We start from the raw sequence: 24546 nt of genomic DNA, 5'->3' as shown, positions 1-24546 counted from the left end.
GACTTTTAATAAAATGAACTGCATAGTAGCTTATCTAAATAACAAACATAAAAGCGCACATAATTAGGGCAGCTGTTCATGACTTTCAGGAGGCAACAGACGATGGGGGCATTTAAAAAAGGGAAAGTAGCTGCAACGCTGCTGGCATCTTTAGTGCTAACGGCCAGTATCGCCGCATATGACGGCGGGCCAAGCAACTGGAGCTACTCTGGGTCAAACGGACCTGCAAACTGGCACGACCTGTCGCCCGCAAATGGCCTTTGCCTGTACGGCAAACAACAATCCCCCATTGATATTGAAGGCACAGACCCGGCGATCATGCACAGGCTGGAAACAGACTATCAGGTTACCCCCGTGCACCTCAGTAATAACCGTGTTTCCATTATGCAGGATTATGATAAAGGCAGCTATCTTCTGGTTGGCGCAAAACGGTTTGAGCTACAGCAATTTCATTTTCATACCCCCGCAGAACACACTGTGATGGGAGAGCAATACCCCATGGCGATACACTTTGTGCATAAAGCAGTTGATGGCAGTCTGGCTGTTATTGCTGTTTTTGTAAAAGAGGGTAAAGCAAACATAGCGGCCCAAGAACTTTATGAAAACATACCGCTCGAATCTGACCAGATTATTCACAAAGACAAAGTGCTGATCAATGCGCGCGACCTGATGCCAAATGATAAATCCTACTATCGCTATATGGGGTCCCTTACCACACCGCCCTGTACCGAGGATGTAAACTGGTATGTTTTAAAAACGCCGGTAGAGTTTTCAGGCGAACAGATTAATTTGATGCGTGGCTTACTGGGCGGCAACACAGCAAGACCAACCCAGAACCGCAATAACAGGATTATTCTCGATGCGCGGCCTCAATAAAAAGATGAAACAGCTTAGCACATTGTGCCCTGCTGGCACAGCACTGGTGGTTCTCCTGACAGGGCTTATCACCGCATGTTCACCTAGCCCGTATGCACCCACAACCCGCAGCCAAGACAGCGAAAATTATAGCAGCTATATGCAACAAACTATTGAAGCTGCCATGTGCGAAGGCCGCGCTGATGATGTGGTAAAACAGCTCACCAGTGAGCCACTCGCCTCACCGATTGACCGCTTTTATTTGGCTCTGGCCTTGGAAGAAAGCGGCCACCCGAGCCGGGCACAAGGCCTGTACGCCCAGCTTATGCAAGCTGGTTATGACGGCTATGTTCGCATTAAGTGTGGGCGCGAAGCCATGGTAGATGGCAGCCTTTCTGAGGAAGCAGCCCGCAGGCTGGCGACCGTTGCCCGCAACCTTGCTGTACTTGATGCAAACCTGCGCCCAGAACCGCGTTTACCTGAAGGCCTGCCCGAACGTGAACCTAAAAAAGAAACATCTGGTACCACCACTACCTATAACGGGCCACCGATCGACGTAACACGGCCAGATAGCCAATCTCCTTTTGGGCAATGGTTTTCCCATCTGGCATCATACAGTTCGTTCGAAAGTGCTGTGAGCCATAAAAGTACGCTTGAAGCCAAATATCCGGCCCTTCAAGGCATTCTTGACCAGTGGGAAACTGTGGTGAAAGGCAAGACAGCTATACGGCTTGGCATACGGTCCCGCGATAAAGCCGATGCACAGGCTTTTTGCACAGCGGTTAAGAGTCAGGGTGAATACTGCGCTGTCATAGATACCGCCCTATAAACGCTATAGAGAGTTCCTTATAGACATTGGCAAATAGTTTCATTATGCAACAATCTTGAAATTATCAGGGGGATAAAACGTGGCGGCAGCTAAAGAACATTCAAATTGGTCATCCAAGTGGACATTCATTATGGCCGCTGTGGGCAGCGCAGTAGGCTTGGGAAACATTTGGCGGTTCCCGTATGAAGCAGGGCAAGGCGGCGGCGGGGCTTTTGTCCTTATGTACCTAGGTTTTGTGTTTCTTATTGGTACCCCGGTTCTTGTTGCTGAACTTTCGCTTGGACGGCGCGGTCAATTATCCCCCATCGGCTCCATGCTGAAAATTGCAAAAGAAGAAGGCAGAAGCAGCGCCTGGCAGCTTGTTGGCTGGTCTGGCGTTTTGGGGTCATTCATTGTTCTAAGCTTCTATTCTGTTATTGGTGGCTGGACACTTTCTTACATCATTCAATCTATTATCGGCGCTTTTGACGGCATTACGGCTGAAGCGGCTGGCGCGCTGTTCGGTACGATGCTAGCTAGCCCGGTAACGATGATACTATGGCATGCCGGCTTTATATCTCTCACTATGTTTATTGTGGCAAAAGGCGTGGAAGGCGGCCTTGAAAAAGCTGTAACTATATTGATGCCTGCGCTTTTTATTCTGCTTATTGCGCTTGTTATTTATGCGGCCGTTGCCGGAGATTTTGCCCAAGCAGTTTCGTTTTTATTCAAACCTGACTTTAGCAAGGTTACTTTCAGCGTCGCTCTGGAAGCTCTCGGCCAGTCCTTTTTCTCGCTCTCGCTAGGGCTTGGTTCCATGATGACATATGGATCGTACCTTAAAAAAGATACAAGTGTTGGCAAATCTGCGGTAATTATCGCAAGCGCTGACACGGCTGTTGCCTTGCTTGCTGGTCTTGCGATTTTCCCACTGGTTTTTGCCTACAACCTTGACTTAAGCAGCGGCCCCGGCCTTATTTTCGTAACACTGCCTATCGCCTTTGGTCAGATGCATTTTGGCGTTATTTTTGGTGCGCTCTTCTTCGCTCTTCTTGTCATTGCAGCCATCACCAGCTCCATATCCCTTCTGGAGCCTTCTGTTTCGTACCTTCAGGAAAAAACAGGGTACACCCGTAAAAAAGCCGCTCTATCTATCGGCTTTGGTACATTTATGCTAGGCATTCTGACTGTCTTCAGCTTTAACCTGCTTGCCGACTTTACATTCGCTGGCATGACACTGTTTGATCTGTTCGATTTCCTGACAAATAACCTGATGATGCCCCTTGCTGGCATGTTTATGGCGCTGTTTATGGGCTGGTTTATACTGCGTAAAAACCTGCTGGAAGAACTGGCCATGACAGAAAAATGGTTCAAGCTATGGTATTTTCTGGTGCGGTTTGTATGCCCCCTCGCCATCGGAGCAGTGTTCGTGTTCCTGCTCTATGAGAAATTCGTAGCCTAAAGCGCTATACCTTTACCGCTGAAGGCCTTACAGGTTTTCAGCGGCAATGGATTGGATACGCTCAACCATTGAAAACAGGCCGTTAGCCCTAAGCGGCGAAAGGTGTGCCGCAAGTCCCAAATCGTCGAGAAGGGCGCGGGCGTTTATATCTCTGATTTCCACTGCTGTTTTGCCTGAAAAGATGATCAGCATCAAAGCCACAAGACCCTTTACAATAAAAGCGTCACTATCCCCCCGCAGGTGTATATGCCCAGCCGCATCTATTTCAGGGATAAGCCACACCTGACTTTGGCACCCCCGCACTTTATAGGTATCTGTCATTTCCTCGTCCGCAAGGGCCGGTAGCTTTTTACCCAAGTCTATGATGTATTTATAGCGTTCTTCCCAGTCTTCCAAAAACTCGAAAGTATCCTGAATTTCAACAAGTGTTGTATTTTCAAGTGACATAAACTATTCCAGATATAACCTTTACCGAAACCGGCTTCGATTCAATTTACTTGACCTCTAGCGGAATCGGCCAATCTTTTAAAGGCTAAAAGGGGTTCATCGGGGGATTTATGACACAAGCAACCAAAACGGCAGCACCACAAGCAACAGGTGTGAAAGAGTCTGAGGCATACCCAAAACCAGCATATGCTTGGTATATGGTTATCTTATTACTAGTAGTTTACACCTTTTCTTTTATCGACAGGCAAATTCTAGGGCTACTTGGCCACGCCATTAAAGAAGATTTTGGCATTAGTGATACCCAGTTTGGCCTTTTAACCGGCTTTGCCTTTGCTATATTTTATACGCTATTTGGCCTTGTGTGTGCCCGCATTGCTGATAGCCGCAGCCGCAGAGGGCTAATCGCCGTTGGCTTGCTCGTCTGGAGCATCATGACAGCTGCCTCCGCCCTTGCCCGCAGCTTTAGCCACCTGTTTCTGATGCGGATCGGTGTGGGTATAGGCGAAGCCACCCTTGCGCCCGCCGCAAACTCCATACTGGCTGACAGTTTCCCGAAAGAACGGCTGGCAACAGCACTTTCTGTATATTCTATGGGCATCCCTGTTGGGTCTGCCCTTGCCTTTATAGTGGGTGGTAAAGTCATCGAAATTGCTGAGAGCCTGCCGGATATTGAAATCCCCGGATACGGCCTTATGGGTGGCTGGCAGAAAACATTCCTCATGGTAGGCTTGCCCGGTATTCTGTTAACCTTGCTGCTCTTCACCATAAAAGAACCTGTTAGAAAAGGCCTTTCCGGCCCAGCCTCCAGCATCCCGGTCAAGGAAGTTGTCCACCATGTTAAGAAACAGTTCAAAGCTTACGCTGGCATTTGCATCGGCGTTTCCCTAAACGCTGCTCTGGGCTTTGGCACCATCATCTTTCTGGCTTTATATTTTCATAGGTACCACAGCCTTAGCCCCGCTGAAGTAGGGATGAAATTTGGTACCATATCGCTTATTGCAGGCCCCGCAGGGTTACTTTTAGGCGGGTGGCTTGCTGATAAGCTTTACCGAATGGGCAGAAAAGACGGCCATATTATTGCTTTAATGGTAGCCCCTCTGGGTTTTGCCATACCCTCGCTCACATACCCTTTTATCGATGATATAAATACGGTCTGGGTTTTAATTTCTATCAACACAGTCTTCCTGAATTTGCCTTCCGGTGTTGCGTTTGCCTGCCTGCAGCTTATCACCCCCAATAGAATGCGCGGGCAAATAATTTCCATGTATGTACTGTGTACAAGCATTATTGGCTACGGCGCAGGGCCTTACCTTTTGGGGTTTTTCACGGATTCTGTTTTTGGTGATGAGATGCTGCTGAACTATTCTTTGGTGCTGCTTGCAGCCATTACAGTGCCACTATGTCTTGGCTTTTATATATGGGGCCGTAAAGCTTATGCTGGTGCCCTGATTGAAGAAGAAGCGCGCCTTGCAGCTCTTGACGTGAAATAACAATAAAAAGGGGCAAGGATTGGCACATCCTTGCCCCATGCTTTCAAATCCCTTGGGAGGACATTAAAAGCAAACTTGGTACGCTTTCAGTAGCAAAATCCATTCTATGCTGCCCGAAATATACTACATTCATGACAGCCTCTTTGCACTGAAGAGCTTATTTCGAGGCGGACCATAACATCGCCCTACAATCATTACCACCAAAAATAGCAAAAAATAACACGCACAAAAAACGCTTAATACTAAGGTTTATGCGGGTTTCGGAAGATTATTCCTGACTTTTTAGTCAAGAATAATCTTCCATAAACACCCTAAAGTTGTATTATTATTCTTCCAAGGCTTTCAATTCGCGTTCAAGCCGAAACTTCTTGCTCGTGACATAGGCTTCCATGTCGGCTGTTCTGCGTTCTATATCCCGAAACCTTTTCCGCAGTTCTGCCGCGGTATAGTCTGGGGCGTTACGTGTTTGCTTCCAAAACTGCTCGTCTTGCTCATCTGCATATAAATCAAGCGGCTTGCTCTCTAACACCATCCCCAAAATTATATATCCAATGATAAACATGAAGATACCGGTCATAAAAGCGCCGATCACTACCAAAACCCTCACAAGGGTGACATTCATATCCAGATAGTCGGCTAAACCAGCACAAACACCCATAATTTTAGCGCGTTCAGGGTTTTTATACAGACGTGTTGGGCTTTTTTTAAAGGTCATGATGACGGCTCCTCCAATCAGGCACTTCGCTATCAAGAATGCGCTCCACCGTACGAAGGCGATCTTCTAGCCGTTCAGCCGACTTTCTTAGATCCGTAAGGGTTGCTTCATCCTCTGGTGTGAAGCCCTTCATCTCTTTCCACTTTGTAATATAGTGAAACAGGATCCAGGGCAGGATCACAAAGAGTATGCCCATAGGCACTAGTGCTTCCATTTTAGTATTCCTTTTATTTAATCTGCCCTGACTTACTTAGACCCGGCTTTTTTCTTTACAGCCTCTGGCTTGCCTGCACCTGAATTTTTTGCTTTCAAAGCCGCCAGTTCTTTTTCTATTTCTTCGCCAGCTTCAAGACCAACAATTTCCTCGGCAAGCGTTTGGCCTCTGCCAAGGTCGTAAACCTCTGCTTCTGCTTCCATACGGTCAAGGCGCGAGTCTACTTTATCAAACCTGTCGAAAGCATCCTGAATGCGGTTGTCATACAGGTTTCTTTTAACTCTAACCTGCGCAGAGGCGGTTTTGTGGCGTGCTTGCATGACTACCTTTTTGGCACGAGCCTCGCGAAGCTTAGCATCAAGCTTGATGACATCTTCTTCACTCCGTTTCAGAGCTTCAGCCAGTAGATAGAGTTCTTCCTGCAACTGAGCCGCCATTTCGGCAACTTTTGATTTCTCTATAAGCGCGCCTTTTGCAAGATCATCGCGGCCTTTAGAAATAGCCAGCTCTGCTTTTGCTTCCCAGTCAGACTGGGCTTTAACGATCTTTGACAGGCGGCGCTCCAAGTCTTTTTGGTCCGCAATGGATTTAGCCGCAGTTGAGCGCACCTCAACAAGAGTGTCTTCCATTTCCTGAATAACCATTCGAATGATTTTTTCAGGGTCTTCAGCCCTATCCAAGATAGCATTGATGTTTGAATTTATAATGTCTGTTAGACGGGAGAAAACACCCATTTTGTATTCCTTTCTTAATTATCCTCGCTTCGTCCTCGGGCTTATGCCACTTTTTAAGGACTATACTTATCGTACCTGACGCCATCTTCACTTCTTGTGGTGACACTGATGAGCGTCAGATGAGGCCCGGTCACATAGGTGAACCGGGCCGTCAGTTGAACCTAAAGGGCCCGACGACGACGTGACTGGCGGCGTAAGCGGCGCAGACTGTCACTGACTGGCCTTTTAACAAGCGCATCAGGGACCCCACCAAAGATCAGGCTTTCCACTGAGCGGGTATTGGTACCTCTTATTTCAAAAGCTGATTGCTGTAACTGGATCGTCATTTTCGTATTCCTTCGGTTCTTATTTTTGCTGTCGTTTTGTCAGTCGTTTTGTGCTGACCCACATATAATTGCATGTGCCGTGCCAGTTTTAAGAAAAAAATAACCTATTGATTTTAAAAGATTTTATTTTTTGCCCCTTGATAACATTTAAATTTCTTGTAAATAATTTCATTAAATCGAATATATTTCTATTTATCGGAAATTTTATGGACCAAATTATAGGATCATCACCAACGTTTCTAGACATGATTGACCAAGTAAGCCGCGCTGCGCCTTTGGACCGCCCGATGCTTGTGATTGGTGAGCGTGGCACTGGCAAGGAAATGATCGCAGCACGCCTACACTTTCTGTCTAATCGCTGGGAAAACACCTATCAAAAGTTAAACTGTGCTGCTCTTACTACCACCCTACTGGAAAGCGAATTGTTTGGGTATGAACAGGGCGCCTTTACTGGCGCGCGAGGGCAGAGGGCGGGCCGTTTTGAAGCCGCAGATCAGGGCACGCTATTTCTCGATGAAATTGGCACAATGAGTATGGCAGCACAGGAAAAGCTTTTACGTGTTATTGAATATGGTGAATTTGAAAGGGTTGGCGGCACAGAAACTATCCAGGTGAATGTCCGCGTTGTTGCTGCAACCAATATTGACCTACCCTCCGCGGCCGACAGCGGCGAATTTCGGCACGACCTGCTTGACCGGCTTGCCTTTGATGTCATCACCGTTCCACCCCTCAGGGAACGCCCTGAAGATATCCCTGTGCTCGCAAACCACTTTGGTGCGGCAATGGCCAGTGAACTGGAGTGGTTACACTTCCCGGGTTTTACAAATACCGCAATGGAGGCCATGGAAAATTATGCTTGGCCCGGCAACATTCGGGAACTAAAAAATGTTGTGGAACGGGCAATCTATCAAGCCTGGGACGGCGAAGAGCCCATTAATAATATTATCTTTGACCCCTTTGACAGCCCCTTTCGCCCTGCAGCCAAAAACAGTGCACCCACAAACCTTTCCGCCACCGTTTCTACTGATCAGGCTTCACACACCGAAGCTTTACTGCCAACGGTGCCTTTTGATTACCGCGCAGAAGTGGAAGCTCTGGAGCGCCGCCTTTTAGACCATGCGCTCAAAACCACCCGGTATAACAAACGGCTCGCAGCAAAAAACATGGGCCTTGGATATGACCAGTTAAGGCATCTCATAAAAAAATATCAATTATCATGCTAATAGGATAACCAGACCGCCTTGATTGTTACAGGTGAACAGACCATAGTGCAGCCATGTCAGAAAATATTTTTATTCAAAAACGCAAGCGCGCCCGTGGCAGGTCTTTTTTAACGATCCGCTTTATCTTTAGCCTGATTTTTTTAAGCTTTATTCTTTTAGTAGGCTTTTATCTTGAGTTTGGCTCTATCGGCGATAGTGCCTGCACCGGCGCCTGCGAAAGCCAGTATAGTATATATACATGGCTTTTAGGGGCTGGACTTCTTCTTGGCAGCATAATAACCCTTGCAGCTATCGTTGGCATTATTGTTGCAGCCCTGCGTCGTGTACGAAAAAAGCATGATGGTCTGGAAGCCTTCATTTCCAGTGAAAAAGACCACCGCCCCCACTAGCATGCCTAAATTTAAAAGCGTGTCCTTTGCGGTGCAGCAGCGGCACTTGGTTGCCATTTTTCGCTGGCGCTCTTCGCTGATAGTTTCAGGCCTGTTTTAGCGTCCGTTAAATCACCCGCCAATATCTGCATACCCACGACATTGCACATTACAATGATGGCCAGCACATGGTAAAAGACATCAAAAGTGGCGATATTTACAGTTAGCCCCCCAACAGCAAAACCAACAATGCAGATCTGCATGGCATTGCACAAATCACCGAGCCACACTGTTTCCTGGTACTGCCTAAACTTCTTGGCTTGTGTCCCCCCCGAGTACCACCCGGTAAACAGCATTGTCAAAAACAGCACCAATCCTACATAGCCATGTTCACCGAGGACCTCAAAATAGATGGAATGCGGAGCACGGGGTTTAAAGCCGGGTGGCATATAAAGCTCCTGTGCACGCCTCACATAAAAGATATTAAACCCACCGCCCTGCACCGGAATATCGTCAACAAGATTGGAGGAAAATTTCCACATAGAAACGCGCCCCCTGAAACTATTATCCTCCGTCGCGGCTCCCTCGGTCGATTCCATGCGGTTTTTCCAGCTATCCGGCATAAAGGCGACACCCGCATACCCCAAGACAGATATCAGTATAAGCAATTTAAACTTATGCTTGGTTTTCATAATAAGCATAGCGGTAACAGCTGCGAGCGCGACAAAGCCACCCCTGGACTGGGTACCAAGAACCGATAACGGCACCATAACCGCCCCCCCAATCAAAGGCCACTTTAACTGCTTCATAGGGGGGTGTTGTACTAAATATATAGCAATAGGCACCATCATCGACATAGCCATAGCAAGTTGGTTGTTATCCTTCATCATGCCACCCGCGCCCTCCACTCGGGATGAACCACCTGTAAGCAATGTGAACAAACCACCTTTCACCGCGATAAAGCCAAGGGAAAGCGCCATAACCCATACAAAACCTTTTAGCCTGTTTGGCGACTGCATAATGGCAACAGACACCAATGCAAACACCAAAACTTTTGATAAGTGAATAAGCTTTTCCACCGAAACACTAGGCTCGAAAGCCAGAATGGTCGTGACACAAATCCATATCCAATAAAGGAAAATCGCAAATATTATAGGGTGTCCCGGCAGCCCCTTTTTATCCCGGCTCAAAAACATGCCCAGTGTTGTTAGGCCCCCAACCACCACCAGAAACGGAAACGTGCTTGCAAAATTATAGGTGTAGCTTTGCGGGACCATATGCGACACCCAGCTCCAGACAAGAACCCCTATAAACGGCTTGAAAAAGATAACCGGCAGCCAAGCAAAAATTAGCAAGGCAACAATAAGTCCGCGCATGTAAAAGCTGTATCCTGTGTTGGCCTGTTACAAATTATTTCTGTTATTATGCAGCATTCATACCCACAGAAACAAACTTATTCTCGACAATAGCACAAAACCAGATCGCATAGCGCCTGAATTCCTACCCAAATAAAGCTAAAAGCGCTTGAACAAAGCCCGCCTGAGCAATAGCATGAACCCTACTTGAAAAAGGAAACCTTTATGCGTCGTACCCTAATCGCGCCCCTTTGTGCGCTGCTGAGCTTTCATGCTGTTGCGCAAGAGGTCGCCCCGGATAGTTTTGGTGACTCTCAAGCCAGCACACCTCAGGCTGACATCATCATTTGGGGCGGACCAATTTATACTGCAAACGACCAAAACCCTCAGGTAGAAGCTATCGCCATCAAAGGGAATACTATCCTGTATGCGGGGACACGCGCTAAAACGGCAACCATGTTAAGCCCAGAAACAAATGTTATTGAACTAAGGGGCAAAAGTGCCTTTCCAGGTTTTACAGATTCGCATGTTCACTTAAGTGGTGTAGGCAAACGAGCGCTCACCCTGAACCTAGATCAAGCCCAATCCCTAACCGCTTTTTTAGAAAGCCTTTCTGACTGGATACGCACGCATCCAGAAGAAACTGTTATCACCGGTAGTGGCTGGATTGAAACCCATTGGCCAGAAAAGCGCTTTCCAACCCGCTGGGACCTAGACGCCATTTCCAGTGACAAGCCTATTATTTTAACAAGAGCAGATCATCATGCATTGGTCGCCAATAGTGCTGCCATAGAACAAGCTGGCATTACAGATACGACCTCCATTCCAGACGGCGGTGCTATCCATAAAAATGCTCTGGGCGAAATAACCGGTGTTTTTGTCGATACGGCCCAAGCGCTTCTCGACACCCTTATTCCAACAGAAACAAAAGAAACCTTGCAGGAACAGTTACAAACGGGCGCCGACATCTCCGTTAAGCAAGGCTGGACCACTGTTCATAATATGTCGGTATCCCTGCAAGAGATGACCCTGCTGGAACAATTAGCTGAAACAGATGCTATAAGCCTGCAAGTTTATAACAGCCTCAGCCCTGACTACGCACAGGACCTATTAAGCCATGGCCCTTTCAGTGCGGCAGACGGACAAATTCAGACCAATGCCATAAAATTGATGGTAGACGGAGCATTAGGTTCACGGGGGGCTGCACTGCTTGAGCCGTATTCTGATGCAAACACATCAGGTCTCCTGATGCGGGATAAAGCAACAACCCTGCCCTTACTGCTCAAGGCGCTTGCAAACGGTATCCAAATTAATACTCATGCTATTGGCGACAAAGCTAACCGGATGGTCCTAGATTGGTATCAGGAAGCATTCAATACCATTCCAGAAATTGAACGCAATCGCCCAGACCCAAGATGGCGCATTGAGCATGCCCAAATACTAAACCCTGCCGACATAAACCGGTTTGCCGAACTGGGTGTTATTGCATCCATGCAGCCAAGCCATGCCATCGGGGATCTATTCTTTGCACCCTCCCGCCTTGGGGAAGAACGCCTCAAAGGGGCCTATAGCTGGGAAAGCCTGATTGAGAGCGGCGCCCTTATTGCGGGCGGCTCTGACGCACCCGTCGAGCAAGGGAATCCTTTCATCGAGTTTTATGCAGCAACTGCCCGACGTGCCTTAAATGGCTATCAGGATGCAGACTGGCACCCGGAAGAGGCTGTATCCCGGGCAAATGCGCTTAAAATGTTCACTCTGTGGCCTGCTATTGCTTCTTTTCAAGAAACTAAAACGGGTAGCCTTGAAGCAGGAAAACACGCGGATATATCAATTTTTACGATTGACCTGATGACCGTGCCAGAAACAGAAATTTTATCCGGGAAAACAGCCATGACCATTATCGCTGGTAAAATTGCTTATACAGCACCGTAAAATAAGGACTACAACGCGTTTTTTTACAGATATGTAAAGTTTATTTACTATTAACGACTAATGATTAACGTTGCCGAGCATGGCAGGTATTTCATAAGCGGGGATTTATGACTGGAACGCTGGAGGAAATCAAAAAAGAGCGCGAACGCTTTGTCGCATTTGCCTTTGCTGCTGCGGAAATATTTATGGAGCTGGATAGCGCTGGCAACATCCTTTTTGAAGGAGGAGCCGTTGAGCGCATTGGTGCGGAGAAAACCAGTTCTCTTGTAGGTAACAATATTGAAAACATAATAGATCCTGACGACGTGGAAGTGTATAAAGCGCTCATCTTGCACTTACAGTACAAAGGCAGAATAGGCCCCATCCCCATCAGGTTCTTGACGGAAAACAATCGCTCTCTCGCGCTGCGTGTGTTTGCACTTGGCATGCCCGGCAGCGACGCCCGCACTTTTCTTTCTCTCAGATCAGCGCCTCTTGGGGGCCGCGGCACCAGCGATTCCAGTGATAACGAGGAAACCGGGCTTTTAGGGCAAAATGCTTTTATTGAACTTGCTTCCAAAACAATGGCTGCCAGCCCCTCAGAGAACAATGTCTATATGACAGCTATCGAGGTCGAAGGCCTTGAGGATGCGCGCAAGAACTTTGGTCCCAAATTCACTCAGTCTCTTTTGCATAAAATTTCAGCGCACCTTACAACTTTGTCACTGGACGGAGAACTGGCCGGGCAATTAAGCGACAAGCATTTTGCTTTCCTCCACCGCGCCAAAAATGATGGTAGCCACCTGAGCGAAAGCCTAAAGACAGTAGATGCCAATGTAACATTGAAATCTACCTATTCTACAGTGGCTGCAAACGGTACAGGCGTACCAGAAGACCAAGTTATTCGCACCTTGTCGTATATCCTGTCAAAATTTTGTGAAAACCCAAAATCTGTAAACTTTGAAAGCCTGTCAAATGCCTTTAACGTAATGGCATCTGAGGCACAGCTACGTGTAACCAATATGCGCAGCATGATCGAAACGGGGAATTTCAAAATTGCGTTCCAGCCCGTTGTGTCCCTTCAAAACGGTACTATTCTACATAATGAAGTGCTTAGCCGCTTTAATGATAGCACCAGCGACTATACACCGTTGGAAGTGATTCAATTTGCCGAAGATATAGGCGTGATTGAAGAATTTGATCTGGCCCTGTGCAGAAAAGCGATTGATTATATTCGCAAAATGAAAAAGCTTGGGACACCCGTACGTTTGTCAGTTAATTTATCCGGACGCACATTTGACAACTCACGCGGCATTGAGCCATTGCTCAAAACACTATTAGCTGCAAAGGACATTTCGCACTCTTTGTTGCTAGAGCTCACCGACACGGCAACCATCAAAAACCTGGTAAAGGTTGAGGCAGTTTTAAATGACCTGAAAGCCGCTGGCTTTAAACTATGCCTTGATGACTTTGGCGCAGGTGCCTCTGGCTATCAATATTTGCGGGCCTTTAATGTAGATTATGTCAAAATTGATGGGTCATACGTGAAGGATATTGTGCGCAAAGACTATAAACCAACATTCCTACTATCCATTATTCGTCTGTGCGATGACCTTGGCATTAAAACTATTGGCGAGCATGTTGAAACCAACTTTCAAGCAGATTTCCTACGATCCATCGGTGTTCATTATGGGCAAGGCTTTCATTACGGAAAGCCAGATTATGCGCCGCGCACAAACTAACCAGCTTCCTCTTTACCATCACGGAAATACTGAATGTCCACCACACAAACACTAGCCGGAATAGGGGCCTGCCTGTTTTTATGGTTATTTTTCTGGTGGCGTGAAAAACGGCGGCAATTTGGGACAGTGTCGCTCATTCCCTATTACTATCTGCAGTTTTCTTTACTGATTTTTATTCTGGTTCTGTGTGCCCATCTGTTTGCCTTGGTAACCGGCATTGAATGGCAACCACCCTTTATGCGTTAATTGACCGATTGATCAGTATGGTGATCTGTAAACTCGTCCGGTGCAGAGGTTTCAAAAAACCGTACACCCATTACCGCATAAACCTTTGCCCACAAAAACCCATTAAAAAGCCTTCTTTTCCCGCGCTTACCAACGGCAATATAAACCCCGCTCGGGTGCTTCCTAACAAATTTTGACACCTCTGTCGCTTCCTGAAACATCTGGTCTTTCATGCTACTTGAAAGGCTGACGCGGTGTTTTTGCATGGGCCTCATACGCTGACGGGGTTTGCGCCCGGTTTTCCTGCGCCATGCCCTAAAGAAGACAACACTTCCCATCAGCATAATAGCCAAAATCATCATGAACATGCCGAAGAGATAAATATAGTTATACTCATCGCCCAATTCGACCCGCGCCATGGTCTCTTCAAGGGCATCGCCAACCGTTAAACTTGAATCAAAAGCCAGTTCACCTTCAGAACCAAAACTATATATAATAGCGTCTCGTCTATCGAGGCCGGACAGAATTCCGTTACCGCCAAAAACAGATACATAGCCGTTTGAAGCAACCGTAACCCCGTATAAGGGGTCGCCGCTGCACTTCACCTTCAGATCAGTGAGGTTAGGCCGTAGGGTATAAACTTGGTAATCTGTTACCCGGTTACAGCGATAGCGAAAAATTTCGATCACTTGTTGCAGCTTAATAGCGATAGAGTCTACCGGCATTTCACGGTTAATGCCTGTATATATATCAAGCGCCAACTGCCGGGGGTCACTGGTCTCTACCTGAGAATGCGCAGGGCCTGCTATAAAGGCTACTAAAAACAACTGTGTGGTAAACAGAAGCTTCATTGTCGAACGGCGCATATACTGTAATCCCCAGCGATTCAGGTTAGTCTCTATTCAAAAGCAAAGCGCCACCATATGCAACATGGTAATGCCTGTGTTCCTTTTAACATGAAAGCAGCTGAATAAAAAAGCGGAACCGCACTCGGGGGAGGATATGCGGTTCCGCGCGACACAGTCAGATCAAGGGAGCTGTTAGGCTGTATCAGCACAACCTTTATACGGGAATGGCTGTTAACATCCGGTAAACAAAATACAGAAAAGAGACTATTTTATCTGTTTTTGCCTAAATTCAGCTCTTTAAGGGCTCATAAAGCCCTTTTCACTATGTTTCGCGCATCTTAAGGGCTGCAATGAAGGCGCTATGCGGGATTTCAACCTTCCCGTACATTCGCATTTTTGCCTTACCCTTCTTTTGCTTCTCCAAAAGCTTTTTCTTACGGGTCACGTCGCCGCCGTAACATTTAGCTGTCACATCTTTGCGCATAGCAGAGATAGTTTCACGCGCAATAACACGGCCACCAATAGCGGCCTGAATTGGAATTTTAAACAGCTGGCGGGGAATCAGGTCTTTCAACCTTTCACAGAGCGCACGCCCACGGCTTTCAGCCTGTGACCTGTGCACCAGCATCGAAAGCGCATCAACCGGTTCAGCGTTCACAAGAATAGACATTTTCACAAGGTCCGACGGCTCGTAGCCCGCTATTTCATAGTCAAAACTTGCATAGCCACGGCTAACAGACTTTAGCCTGTCGTAAAAATCATACACCACTTCGTTAAGCGGCAGACGGTATTTAAGCATAGCCCGCGAACCCACATAGGTCAGGTCAGATTGAATACCGCGTTTGTCTTCGCAAAGCTTGAGAACCGTACCCAAATATTCATCCGGCACAAGAATTGTTGCATCAATCCATGGCTCTTCAATAGTTTCAATCCGCACAACATCAGGCATATCAGCCGGGTTATGCAGCTCGATCATGCTGCCGTCAGTCATATGGATTTTATAAATAACACTTGGGCTTGTTGTAATAAGCTCAAGATCATATTCACGGTTCAAGCGTTCCTGAATAATTTCAAGGTGCAGCATACCAAGGAAACCACAGCGGAAACCAAAACCAAGTGCAGCAGAGCTTTCAACTTCATATTCAAAGCTGGCATCATTCAAGCGCAGCTTGCCAAGCGCATCTTTCAGGTTTTCATATTCTGCCGTATCAGCTGGGAACAGGCCGCAAAACACAACAGACCGACTAGGCTTAAAGCCCGGTAAAGCTTTTGCGCACGGGCGTTTCGCCTCGGTAATCGTATCACCCACATTCGTGTCAGCAACTTCTTTGATCGAGGCGGTAATGAAACCAACCTCGCCAGGCCCAAGCTCTGGTACAATCACACCCTTGGGGGTGAATACACCAACTCGTTCAACATGGTGCTCGCTGCCCGCTGCCATCATTTTAATGGTTTGGCCCTTTTTCAGCACACCATCAATGATACGCACCAAAACCATCACGCCGAGATAAGTGTCATACCAGCTATCCACCAGCATGGCCTTCAACGGAGCATTTCTGTCACCTTCCGGGGCGGGCAGCTTGGTAACAATTGCCTCCAGCACTTCGGCAATACCAATGCCTGACTTTGCAGAACAGAGAACAGCCTCAGAAGCATCAAGGCCTATCACATCTTCAATCTGTTGCCGTACCCGCTCGGGTTCTGCGGCCGGGAGATCAATTTTATTCAGAACCGGCACAATCTCATGCTCGTTATCAATCGCCTGATAAACGTTTGCAAGCGTCTGCGCCTCAACACCCTGACTGGCATCCACCACCAGAAGCGACCCTTCGCAGGCAGCAAGACAGCGGCTTACCTCGTAAGCAAAGTCAACGTGGCCTGGGGTATCCATCAGGTTCAGCACATAATTTTCACCGTCCTGCGCCTTATATTCAAGGCGAACGGTTTGCGCTTTAATTGTGATACCACGTTCCCGCTCGATATCCATCGAATCGAGCACCTGCGCCTTCATCTCGCGGTCGGTCAGGGCGCCTGTATTCTGAATAAGGCGGTCAGCAAGGGTGGATTTGCCGTGGTCAATGTGCGCAACAATTGAAAAGTTGCGAATAAATTTTGTTTCGGTCATGGCCGGTACTTGTTACTTTTCTTTTATAGGGCTCTGGGCAATATTTTGCAGTGGCAAAACTAAAACGGCAGAACTCGGTCTGGTGGACGGTGCTTGTCCACAAATGTACGGATATTGATGAGAACTTTTTCACCCATGGCAACGCGGCCCTCAATAGTGGCTGATCCCATATGCGGTAACAAAACCACATTATCCAGTTCAAGCAGCTTGGGGTTGATTGTAGGCTCTTCCTCAAACACATCAAGCCCAGCCCCTGCAATGCGCCCTACTTCAATGAGGTCTGCAAGGGCTTCTTCATCAACAATGCCGCCGCGCGCCGTATTAATAATAACAGCATGAGGTTGCAGTTTTTTCAGGCGGTTTCTATCAAGCAACTTATAGGTTTCATCTGTTAGCGGGCAGTTAACAGAAACAAAGTCCATCCGGGCCAGCATCTGATCCAGATCTTCCCAGTAAGTTGCTTCCATCTCGTCCTCTACCTGCTCGGGCAACCGGGTACGTTTATGATAATGAATCGACATATTAAAGGCTTTAGCGCGGCGCGCAACAGCGCGGCCAATGCGACCCATCCCAATAATACCAAGGCGCTTGCCCTGAATTCTGTGGCCCATAAGGAAAGTGGGGGTCCAGCCTGTCCAGTCACCGGAACGCAGTATTTTCTCACCTTCGAACAAACGGCGCGGTACAGAAAGAATAAGCGCCATTGCAAGGTCAGCCGTATCTTCTGTTAAAACACCGGGCGTGTTTGTAACGGTAATACCTTTTTCGTGGGCAGCCGCTAAATCAATATGATCAACACCCGCGCCAAAGTTAGCAATCAGCTTCAGTTTTTTACCGGCGGCAGCGAGAACATCCGAATCAATAGTATCCGTTACAGTAGGCACCAGCACATCGGCTTCAGCAACGGCCGCTTTTAGCTCATCCTGCGTTAAAGGTGTGTCTGCAAGGTTTAGGGTAACGTTGAAAAGCTCGGCCATACGGGTTTCAATACTGTCTGGCAATTTACGTGTGACAACAACCTTTGGACGATTTTTGTTTCTTGTTTGACTCATGGAGCAAAATAACCTTTTCTGGCAGGCGCAATAATACCTGTATAAAGACTTCTGCGTTCTGTACCAGAAGGTGAGAGGTTATTCAAACGCCAAGCGACAGGGAAGTGGCTGTGATTAAGTATATTGTTATCTTTTTTACGATAATATCACTATTTGCTGGCAAGGTCGCGGCCTTTGAGCAGCCACAGGGGCCCGTCACAATTGGCCCAAGTGGTAACCCGATTCCTCGTTTTGTCGCCCTTAGTGCCAAAAAAGCATACCTGCGCACCGGCCCCGGTCGTCAATATCCTGTTGACTGGGTCTATAACAGGCAAGGGTTGCCTTTCGAAATTATTGACGAACATGGCCCGTGGCGCAAAGTACGTGATCATGAAGGCATTGAAGGCTGGATGCTGGTTTCCCTGCTATACGGTAACCGAACTGCTATGGTTATAGGCAAGCAGCAAAAGCTTTATGATGATAATACTAGCAATTCACCCGTTGTTATCATTGCAGATGCCGGTGTTATTGGCACCTTGCTGACATGTGATGCAGCGTGGTGTCGCTTATATATTGATGGCACCAAAGGCTGGATTGAGCGCAAGCACCTGTGGGGGGTTTATACCGGTGAAGTGGTTGAATAAGCCTCAAACCTCACCGTTCTAGACAGATCAACACTAAAAATATTTCCATAGTTCACATATTTTTGTTTGTATATTTACATTAGCAATTACATAAATGCTTATGTAAATAGTGTGCATTTCTGGAATTTAATTTTTATGCCCCATACTAAAGAAATATACTTTGAGCTTGGCATTGGCACGCGCATGCGGCGCTTTATGGATATGCTCGCAACAGGCGTTGATAAAATTTACAAAGGAACAGGCGTCGCCTTTAAAGCTCGGTATTTTTACGTTTTTTATGCACTTGTAAAACAAGGCAACATGCCTATTTCCAGCATTGCAGCACTGGCAGGCTTTTCCCACTCCGCTGTTAGCCAAACGGTAAAACAAATGGTTAAGGATGGCCTGATAACCACGTCTGCCACACACGATGGTCGCCAAAAACTTGTTGGCCTTACAGAAAAAGGCGAGCATGTCTACACAACTATCGCGCCAATATGGCAGGCGATAGAAGACGCCATGAAAGACCTGATTGCAGCATCAGGCACCGACTTTTTAGGCTGCCTTACAAAACTCGAAGCTGGCCTTCAGGAGGTAAGTTTTCATGACAGGGTGCGAGAAAAGCTCGCCCATGCCAAAAGCTCCTGCTCTTTCGAAATTGTGCCATATGATGTTCAATACCGGCAGGCATTTTACGATCTGAACGCTTTTTGGGTGGAGAAGTATTTTTCGATGGAAGAACCGGATATAAAGCTTCTTTCAGACCCGGAAAACTTCATTCTGTCAAAAGGCGGCGAGATATATTTTGCCGTTTCAGAGGGCAAAGCCGTTGGCACCGTTGCGCTGAAAGCAGAACCAGATGGCCGGTTTGAGCTAACCAAACTGGGTGTAGACCCCCGTGTTCAAAAAGGCGGTATGGGTAATGCGCTTTGCAAAATGGTCATCGACCGCTTTGTGGCACGGGGCGGTAAAACCCTGTATCTTGAAACCAATACAAGCCTTGAAAATGCTATTCGCCTTTACTGGCGACTTGGCTTTATAGAACTGCCGAACCCTGTTCAAAGCCCTTATGAGCGGGCAAATTATTATATGGAGTGGCGAGGATATACAAATGCCGCAGAATAAAGCCAAAACCGAAATACATATAGCACGAAACCCGGCACAGAAGGCACAGGCAAAAGACCTGTGCCTTGACTATGCGAGCTGGCTTGGCATTGATCTGCACTTTCAAGGGTTTTCTGAGGAGATGCAGCATTTTCCCGGCGCCTATAACCCTGTACTACTGGCAACAGTAAATGGCACATGTGCCGGCACAGTGTGCCTGAAGCCGCATACAAATGATGTCTGCGAAATGAAGCGCCTGTTTGTAAAACCTGAGTATCACGGATACGGCATTGGCAGCCTTTTATGTGAAAACCTTATTAATGCCGCACGGGAGCAAGGCTATAAAATCATGCTGCTTGATAGCTTGGAGCGCCTAAAGCCTGCTATCGCTCTATACCGGAAATTTGGGTTCGAAGAATGCGCAGCCTATAACAACAATCCCGAAAAGGATGTCGTTTATATGCAGCTAAAACTTTAATCATCCAATGTCGACGATGGGTATATCCGGCGATCACGACTAACCTGGAACTGCTTTTCTCGCCGGTCTGGCCCTGTATACGACCGCGCCCGAACAAAAGGCTTTGGTTTTGCCAAAATCGGCAGGACTTCCTCGTCAAATTTTTCAATGGTGAGGGGATGCGTTAATACACAGCTCGCACCAGCATCGCGTGCACTCAGAATTTCGTCGCGGGTTTCAAGCAGGTTTTGCATGCTGCTTTGTTGCCGCATAAAAACAATTGTTGCTTCACTAACACGCCCCTCACACATCCTGATGAAACGGATATAGTCAATGCCGCCATAAAGGACAGCATTTCTCTGAAATGTTACAGGGACACGGGCATCAACAAAAAATAAATCAAACCGAATATCCAACATGGCATCTATAGCATCGTGCGTACAATCCACCCGCACAACATCCATAATATTATGGCTGCCAAGAATAAAATTAATTGTATCTGCCACGCGGGTATCAGACACCGCTATAAGGGCCTTATAGTTGAACTCTGCCATTACTCTTACATCCCAATCTACTATTGGTAGTATGACATCATATGGTTTATAAACAGTCTATCTTTGTCTAAAATTGTATGGAAATATTAGACGCCAAGAATAAAAAAAGGGCCCAAGCGGCCCTTTAAAATATCATTTATATCAATGCAGTAGGGCGTTAGTCGCCACTTGCAATCCGGTCAACCAGCTGTTTTACCGTAGGCACAAATCCATTTGAATAAAACGGGTCTGATGCAAACCTGAAAGCATTATGCCCGGCAAACAGCAGGTTGTTATTGATGCTACCGTCATGCGCCACATCATCCAGCGTTTTCTGAATGCAGAAACTACGCGGGTCAACGGCACGCCCGGTTGAGTTTTTCTCATTATCTGCCCAGCTTGAAAACCGGCACTGGCTAAGGCAACCAACACAGTCTTTCTGGTCTTTCCTAATCTCGGCGCTTTTTTCAGAATCAACAAACATCAGGGTATCATCTGGTGTTTTCATGGCTTCTGTGTGGCCAGCCTCAATCCATTTATGCGCTTTTTCACAGTCTTCCGCGCGCACATAATAGCTTTTGCGACCAACGATAAGTTCTTTATTAAAATCTTCATCTTGCTGCGTGCGAAAACCAATCTGACGCTCGCTCCGGCCCACCAGTTCGCCCAGAAAGCTGTTTTTGATAGCGCTAGAGAAAAAGCCAGTTGGGCTAAAATTCTGCAACAACACATCGCCTGATTTCAGGCTCATCAGCTTTTGTTTCCAGCTTTCTGAAATCGGGCTTTCTTTGGTAAGCAGTGGACGCGTACCAAACTGAAAAACAATAGGACCAATTTCCTTGTTATCAATCCAGTCTTTCCATTCTTTCAGGTTCCAAACACCGCCCGCCATTATAATGGGGACATGATCGAGACCCAACGACCGCATGATGGACCGCAGTTCAACAACACGCGGATAAGGGTCACCCGGCTTTGTCGGGTCCTCAGCGTTTGAAAGGCCATTATGACCACCCGCAAGCCACGGGTCTTCATAAACAACGCCGCCAAGAAGATCGGCAACATTCTTGTAAGCCCGCTTCCACAGAAGGTTAAACGCACGACCAGAAGATACAATCGGATAATAGTGAACACCGTATTTTTGCGCGAGTTCTGCGAGCTTGAAAGGCATGCCCGCACCGCACGTAACACCGTGAATCATGCCTTTGGTTTTTTCTAAAACACCGTGCAAGATTCGCTGCGCGCCGCCCAGTTCCCAAAGCATGTTGATGTTGATAAGGCCTTCGCCTTTGGAAATTTCCCAAGCCTTGCGAACCTGATCAATGGTGCCTCGAATGGAAAAATCAACCATTTCATCGTGGCGTTCGCGGCGGGATTTACCAAAATAATCATGGGCAACAACATTGCCGTGCTCGTCGTAAGTGTCTGCAATAACTGCAGAAATGGTTCCAACACCTCCAGCTGCAGCCCATGGCCCACTGCTCGCACCCGTTGAAATAGCAACACCTTTACCGCCCTCGATAAGAGGCAGAATTTCTTTGCCGCCAAGACGAATACTGTTGAGGTTAAAACTCATTCACTTCTCCCAAATCAACTAGCTTATGCCCGAGCGTCGTAACAATCGGGCAGAAAGCTACTGTATGTCATTCATACCATACAGTAGCTTTATTTCAATGAACCAATCGTTAATCGCGTTTTGGTCCACCTTTGCTTGGCCCAGATTTAGCAGGCTTCGCATCAGGATCGTCTTCGCCAGTTTCCTGATTAACAACCCGCATTGAAAGGCGAACCTTCCCACGTGGGTCAATCTCAAGACACTTAACGTAAACTTCGTCACCTTCTTTAACAACATCGGTCACTTTCTCAACCCGGTCTTCAACCAGTTCAGAAATATGCACGAGACCATCGCGGCTACCCATGAAGTTTACAAAAGCACCGAAGTCCATAATGCGAACAACTTTACCTTTGTAGATAACGCCTACTTCAGGCTCAGCAACAATACCGGTGATCCAGTTTTTAGCCGCATCAATTTGAGATGCAATGCTAGACGCGATCTTGATTGTACCATCATCTTCAATATTGATTTTGGCACCTGTTTGCTCAACGATCTCGCGGATAACCTTACCGCCTGTACCAATCACTTCACGGATTTTATCAACCGGGATTTTCATGGTCTCAATGCGTGGTGCATGCTCTGAAAGTTCAGTACGAGCACCAGAAAGGCCTTTGTTCATTTCATCAAGAATATGGGCACGACCACGGCCAGCCTGCTCAAGCGCAACTTCCATGATCTCTTTCGTGATACCATTAATCTTGATGTCCATTTGAAGGGCTGTAATACCTTCAGAAGTACCGGCAACTTTAAAGTCCATGTCACCAAGGTGATCTTCATCGCCGAGGATATCAGACAGAACAGCAAACTTGTCGCCTTCTTTGATAAGGCCCATCGCAATACCAGAAACCGGGCGTTTAATCGGCACGCCAGCATCCATCATTGCAAGGGAAGCACCACATACAGTCGCCATGGATGACGAACCATTTGATTCAGTGATTTCTGAAACCAGACGGATTGTATAGGGGAACTCTTCTGCTGTTGGCAGAATAGCATGAACAGCACGCCAAGCGAGCTTGCCGTGACCGATTTCGCGGCGACCAGTGCCACCCATACGGCCACATTCGCCAACAGAATACGGCGGGAAGTTATAATGCAACATAAAGTTAGAGCGGTAAGACCCTTCTAACTGGTCAATCAACTGCTCGTCGTCCCCTGTACCAAGTGTTGCTACAACAAGGCCCTGCGTTTCACCGCGTGTAAAAAGGGCAGAACCATGTGTGCGCGGCAGAATACCCGCTTCACAAACAATCTGGCGAACATCATCAAGGCCGCGACCATCAATACGTTTACCCGTATCGAGGATATTACCGCGAACGATGCTGCTCTCCAGCTTCTTCGTCAGCTCGCCAACCATCTGGTCGTTAAGCTCAGCATTGTCTTCAAGAATCGGTGCAACAGCAGCAGCAACAGCTTTTTTCACGTCGCTGATTTTTGCTACACGCTCTTGTTTTGCCGTAATTTCATAAGCTGCGCGCAGGTCATCAGCGGCAACTTCTGCAATTTTGGCTTTCAGGGCAGAAACATCTGGGCCTTCATCAAGCTCCCATGGCTCTTTCGCCGCAGCTTCAGCAAGGTCAATGATCGCATCGATCACAGGCTGGAATGCTTCGTGACCAAAATTCACAGCACCAAGCATAATTTCTTCTGAAAGCTCATTCGCTTCTGATTCAACCATCAAAACCGCATCACCCGTGCCCGCAACTGTTAGCTCAAGATCGCTTTCTTTGATCTCTTCAAGTGTTGGGTTCAGAATATAGGCGCCGTCCTTGTAACCAACTTTTGCACCAGCGATTGGCCCCATAAAGGGGAGGCCAGCAAGTGTAAGAGCCGCAGATGCACCAATCATTGCAACGATATCACTATCATTTTCAAGGTCGTGGCTTACAACTGTACAAACAATCTGTACTTCGTTTTTGAACCCGTCTGGGAACAAAGGGCGGATCGGACGGTCAATCAAACGGCTAACCAGTGTTTCCTTCTCTGAAGGACGTCCTTCACGCTTAAAAAAACCGCCGGGTATCTTGCCGGCAGCATAGTATTTTTCAATATAGTTTACTGTAAGCGGGAAAAAATCCTGACCCGGCTTTACAGATTTTGCGCCCACAACCGTACACAGTACTGTTGTGTCGCCGTAGGTTGCCATAACGGCACCCGTTGCTTGTCTTGCTACATGGCCAGTTTCAAGTACCAGAGTACGGCCACCCCACTCAATTTCCTTACGGTGTATATCAAACATTCAATTTACCTTTCGCGGGTTACCCGGACAAACAACATTCCAACCGGCATAACCCCGACACACCCCCCATGGGCATGTCCCGCCTTCCAAATCCCTGACCAC

Annotated in this window: 24 protein-coding genes; 12 read left to right on the top strand and 12 right to left on the bottom strand. The window is 47.3% G+C overall.

Translation table 11 applies throughout. From position 1 onward, the window contains the following. The first annotated feature begins 102 nt into the window (after positions 1 to 102). From ICL80_RS03540 to ICL80_RS03530, 3 genes are all read left to right on the top strand, one after another. Positions 103 to 876 carry a carbonic anhydrase gene (locus tag ICL80_RS03540; protein ID WP_194214748.1) on the top strand — a complete coding sequence of 258 codons (774 nt, stop codon included), beginning with the start codon at positions 103 to 105 and terminating at the stop codon, positions 874 to 876. Beyond that, positions 860 to 1684, top strand: a complete 825-nt coding sequence (locus ICL80_RS03535; RefSeq protein WP_194214747.1) for a hypothetical protein — start codon at positions 860 to 862, stop codon at positions 1682 to 1684. The genes ICL80_RS03540 and ICL80_RS03535 overlap by 17 nt, the downstream gene beginning before the upstream one ends. A gap of 79 nt (positions 1685 to 1763) precedes the next feature. After that, entirely contained in the window at positions 1764 to 3125 is a 1362-nt protein-coding gene (locus ICL80_RS03530) for a sodium-dependent transporter (RefSeq protein ID WP_228073793.1), read from the top strand. A 27-nt stretch (positions 3126 to 3152) separates the two neighbouring features. Here ICL80_RS03530 and ICL80_RS03525 read toward each other — a convergent pair whose 3' ends face one another. Further along, positions 3153 to 3572 (bottom strand): SufE family protein, encoded by a 420-nt coding sequence (locus tag ICL80_RS03525; protein ID WP_194214746.1) that lies wholly within the window; start codon positions 3570 to 3572, stop codon positions 3153 to 3155. Positions 3573 to 3670: 98 nt separating this feature from the next. Here ICL80_RS03525 and ICL80_RS03520 point away from each other — a divergent pair, with 98 nt between their 5' ends. Next, entirely contained in the window at positions 3671 to 5062 is a 1392-nt protein-coding gene (locus ICL80_RS03520) for a spinster family MFS transporter (protein ID WP_228073898.1), read from the top strand. Between the two features lie 325 nt (positions 5063 to 5387). Here ICL80_RS03520 and pspC read toward each other — a convergent pair whose 3' ends face one another. From pspC to ICL80_RS03500, 4 genes are all read right to left on the bottom strand, one after another. Further along, a complete protein-coding gene (gene pspC / locus ICL80_RS03515; protein ID WP_194214744.1) occupies positions 5388 to 5777 on the bottom strand; it encodes an envelope stress response membrane protein PspC in 390 nt (129 codons plus the stop codon). Next, a complete protein-coding gene (pspB, locus tag ICL80_RS03510; protein WP_194214743.1) occupies positions 5767 to 5991 on the bottom strand; it encodes an envelope stress response membrane protein PspB in 225 nt (74 codons plus the stop codon). The genes pspC and pspB overlap by 11 nt, the downstream gene beginning before the upstream one ends. A gap of 32 nt (positions 5992 to 6023) precedes the next feature. Next, entirely contained in the window at positions 6024 to 6725 is a 702-nt protein-coding gene (gene pspA, locus ICL80_RS03505; protein ID WP_194214742.1) for a phage shock protein PspA, read from the bottom strand. Positions 6726 to 6886: 161 nt separating this feature from the next. Next, positions 6887 to 7051 carry a hypothetical protein gene (locus ICL80_RS03500; RefSeq protein ID WP_194214741.1) on the bottom strand — a complete coding sequence of 55 codons (165 nt, stop codon included), beginning with the start codon at positions 7049 to 7051 and terminating at the stop codon, positions 6887 to 6889. Between the two features lie 206 nt (positions 7052 to 7257). On the opposite strand from ICL80_RS03500, the gene pspF reads away from it, so the two are divergent. Further along, entirely contained in the window at positions 7258 to 8274 is a 1017-nt protein-coding gene (gene pspF / locus ICL80_RS03495) for a phage shock protein operon transcriptional activator (protein ID WP_194214740.1), read from the top strand. A 53-nt stretch (positions 8275 to 8327) separates the two neighbouring features. Beyond that, the gene (locus ICL80_RS03490) at positions 8328 to 8663 is read left to right on the top strand and encodes a hypothetical protein (protein WP_194214739.1); all 336 of its coding nucleotides are present in this window, start codon (positions 8328 to 8330) and stop codon (positions 8661 to 8663) included. 11 nt (positions 8664 to 8674) lie between these two features. Here the strand turns inward: ICL80_RS03490 and ICL80_RS03485 are convergent, their stop codons facing one another. Further along, positions 8675 to 10018 (bottom strand): putative O-glycosylation ligase, exosortase A system-associated, encoded by a 1344-nt coding sequence (locus ICL80_RS03485; RefSeq protein WP_194214738.1) that lies wholly within the window; start codon positions 10016 to 10018, stop codon positions 8675 to 8677. A 204-nt stretch (positions 10019 to 10222) separates the two neighbouring features. Here ICL80_RS03485 and ICL80_RS03480 point away from each other — a divergent pair, with 204 nt between their 5' ends. The 3 genes from ICL80_RS03480 to ICL80_RS03470 all read left to right on the top strand — a co-directional run bounded on the left by ICL80_RS03480 (position 10223) and on the right by ICL80_RS03470 (position 13896). Then, positions 10223 to 11929 carry an amidohydrolase gene (locus ICL80_RS03480; RefSeq protein ID WP_194214737.1) on the top strand — a complete coding sequence of 569 codons (1707 nt, stop codon included), beginning with the start codon at positions 10223 to 10225 and terminating at the stop codon, positions 11927 to 11929. 107 nt (positions 11930 to 12036) lie between these two features. After that, a complete protein-coding gene (locus ICL80_RS03475) occupies positions 12037 to 13650 on the top strand; it encodes an EAL domain-containing protein (protein WP_194214736.1) in 1614 nt (537 codons plus the stop codon). Positions 13651 to 13683: 33 nt separating this feature from the next. Then, positions 13684 to 13896, top strand: a complete 213-nt coding sequence (locus tag ICL80_RS03470; RefSeq protein ID WP_194214735.1) for a hypothetical protein — start codon at positions 13684 to 13686, stop codon at positions 13894 to 13896. Here the strand turns inward: ICL80_RS03470 and ICL80_RS03465 are convergent. The 3 genes from ICL80_RS03465 to ICL80_RS03455 form a co-directional block, all read right to left on the bottom strand. After that, positions 13893 to 14741 (bottom strand): hypothetical protein, encoded by an 849-nt coding sequence (locus ICL80_RS03465; RefSeq protein WP_194214734.1) that lies wholly within the window; start codon positions 14739 to 14741, stop codon positions 13893 to 13895. The two genes, ICL80_RS03470 and ICL80_RS03465, sit on opposite strands and share 4 nt — an antisense overlap. Before the next feature lie 304 nt (positions 14742 to 15045). Then, complete coding sequence (gene lepA / locus ICL80_RS03460) at positions 15046 to 16848, bottom strand: translation elongation factor 4 (protein WP_194214733.1); 1803 nt, start codon at positions 16846 to 16848, stop codon at positions 15046 to 15048. Between the two features lie 59 nt (positions 16849 to 16907). Continuing rightward, on the bottom strand, positions 16908 to 17900 hold the full coding sequence (locus tag ICL80_RS03455; RefSeq protein ID WP_194214732.1) for a 2-hydroxyacid dehydrogenase: 993 nt from the start codon (positions 17898 to 17900) through the stop codon (positions 16908 to 16910). Positions 17901 to 18010: 110 nt separating this feature from the next. Between ICL80_RS03455 and ICL80_RS03450 the strand changes: the two genes are divergently transcribed. The 3 genes from ICL80_RS03450 to ICL80_RS03440 all read left to right on the top strand — a co-directional run bounded on the left by ICL80_RS03450 (position 18011) and on the right by ICL80_RS03440 (position 20084). Continuing rightward, positions 18011 to 18523 carry an SH3 domain-containing protein gene (locus tag ICL80_RS03450; protein ID WP_194214731.1) on the top strand — a complete coding sequence of 171 codons (513 nt, stop codon included), beginning with the start codon at positions 18011 to 18013 and terminating at the stop codon, positions 18521 to 18523. A gap of 135 nt (positions 18524 to 18658) precedes the next feature. Further along, complete coding sequence (locus ICL80_RS03445) at positions 18659 to 19627, top strand: bifunctional helix-turn-helix transcriptional regulator/GNAT family N-acetyltransferase (RefSeq protein ID WP_194214730.1); 969 nt, start codon at positions 18659 to 18661, stop codon at positions 19625 to 19627. After that, a complete protein-coding gene (locus ICL80_RS03440; protein WP_194214729.1) occupies positions 19614 to 20084 on the top strand; it encodes a GNAT family N-acetyltransferase in 471 nt (156 codons plus the stop codon). The genes ICL80_RS03445 and ICL80_RS03440 overlap by 14 nt, the downstream gene beginning before the upstream one ends. Here the strand turns inward: ICL80_RS03440 and ICL80_RS03435 are convergent. The 3 genes from ICL80_RS03435 to pnp all read right to left on the bottom strand — a co-directional run bounded on the left by ICL80_RS03435 (position 20081) and on the right by pnp (position 24444). Further along, entirely contained in the window at positions 20081 to 20617 is a 537-nt protein-coding gene (locus ICL80_RS03435) for an ANTAR domain-containing protein (RefSeq protein WP_194214728.1), read from the bottom strand. The genes ICL80_RS03440 and ICL80_RS03435 overlap by 4 nt on opposite strands. A gap of 157 nt (positions 20618 to 20774) precedes the next feature. Then, positions 20775 to 22169: an NAD(P)H-dependent flavin oxidoreductase gene (locus tag ICL80_RS03430; protein WP_194214727.1), complete on the bottom strand. Its 1395-nt coding sequence runs from the start codon at positions 22167 to 22169 to the stop codon at positions 20775 to 20777. A 109-nt stretch (positions 22170 to 22278) separates the two neighbouring features. Next, positions 22279 to 24444: a polyribonucleotide nucleotidyltransferase gene (pnp, locus tag ICL80_RS03425; RefSeq protein WP_194214726.1), complete on the bottom strand. Its 2166-nt coding sequence runs from the start codon at positions 24442 to 24444 to the stop codon at positions 22279 to 22281. Positions 24445 to 24546: the final 102 nt, after the last annotated feature.

Source organism: Kordiimonas pumila (assembly GCF_015240255.1).
GTDB lineage: Bacteria > Pseudomonadota > Alphaproteobacteria > Sphingomonadales > Kordiimonadaceae > Kordiimonas > Kordiimonas pumila.
The sequence above is the reverse complement of the archived record's forward strand: the minus strand, read 5'-3'. Positions and strand labels throughout refer to the sequence as shown.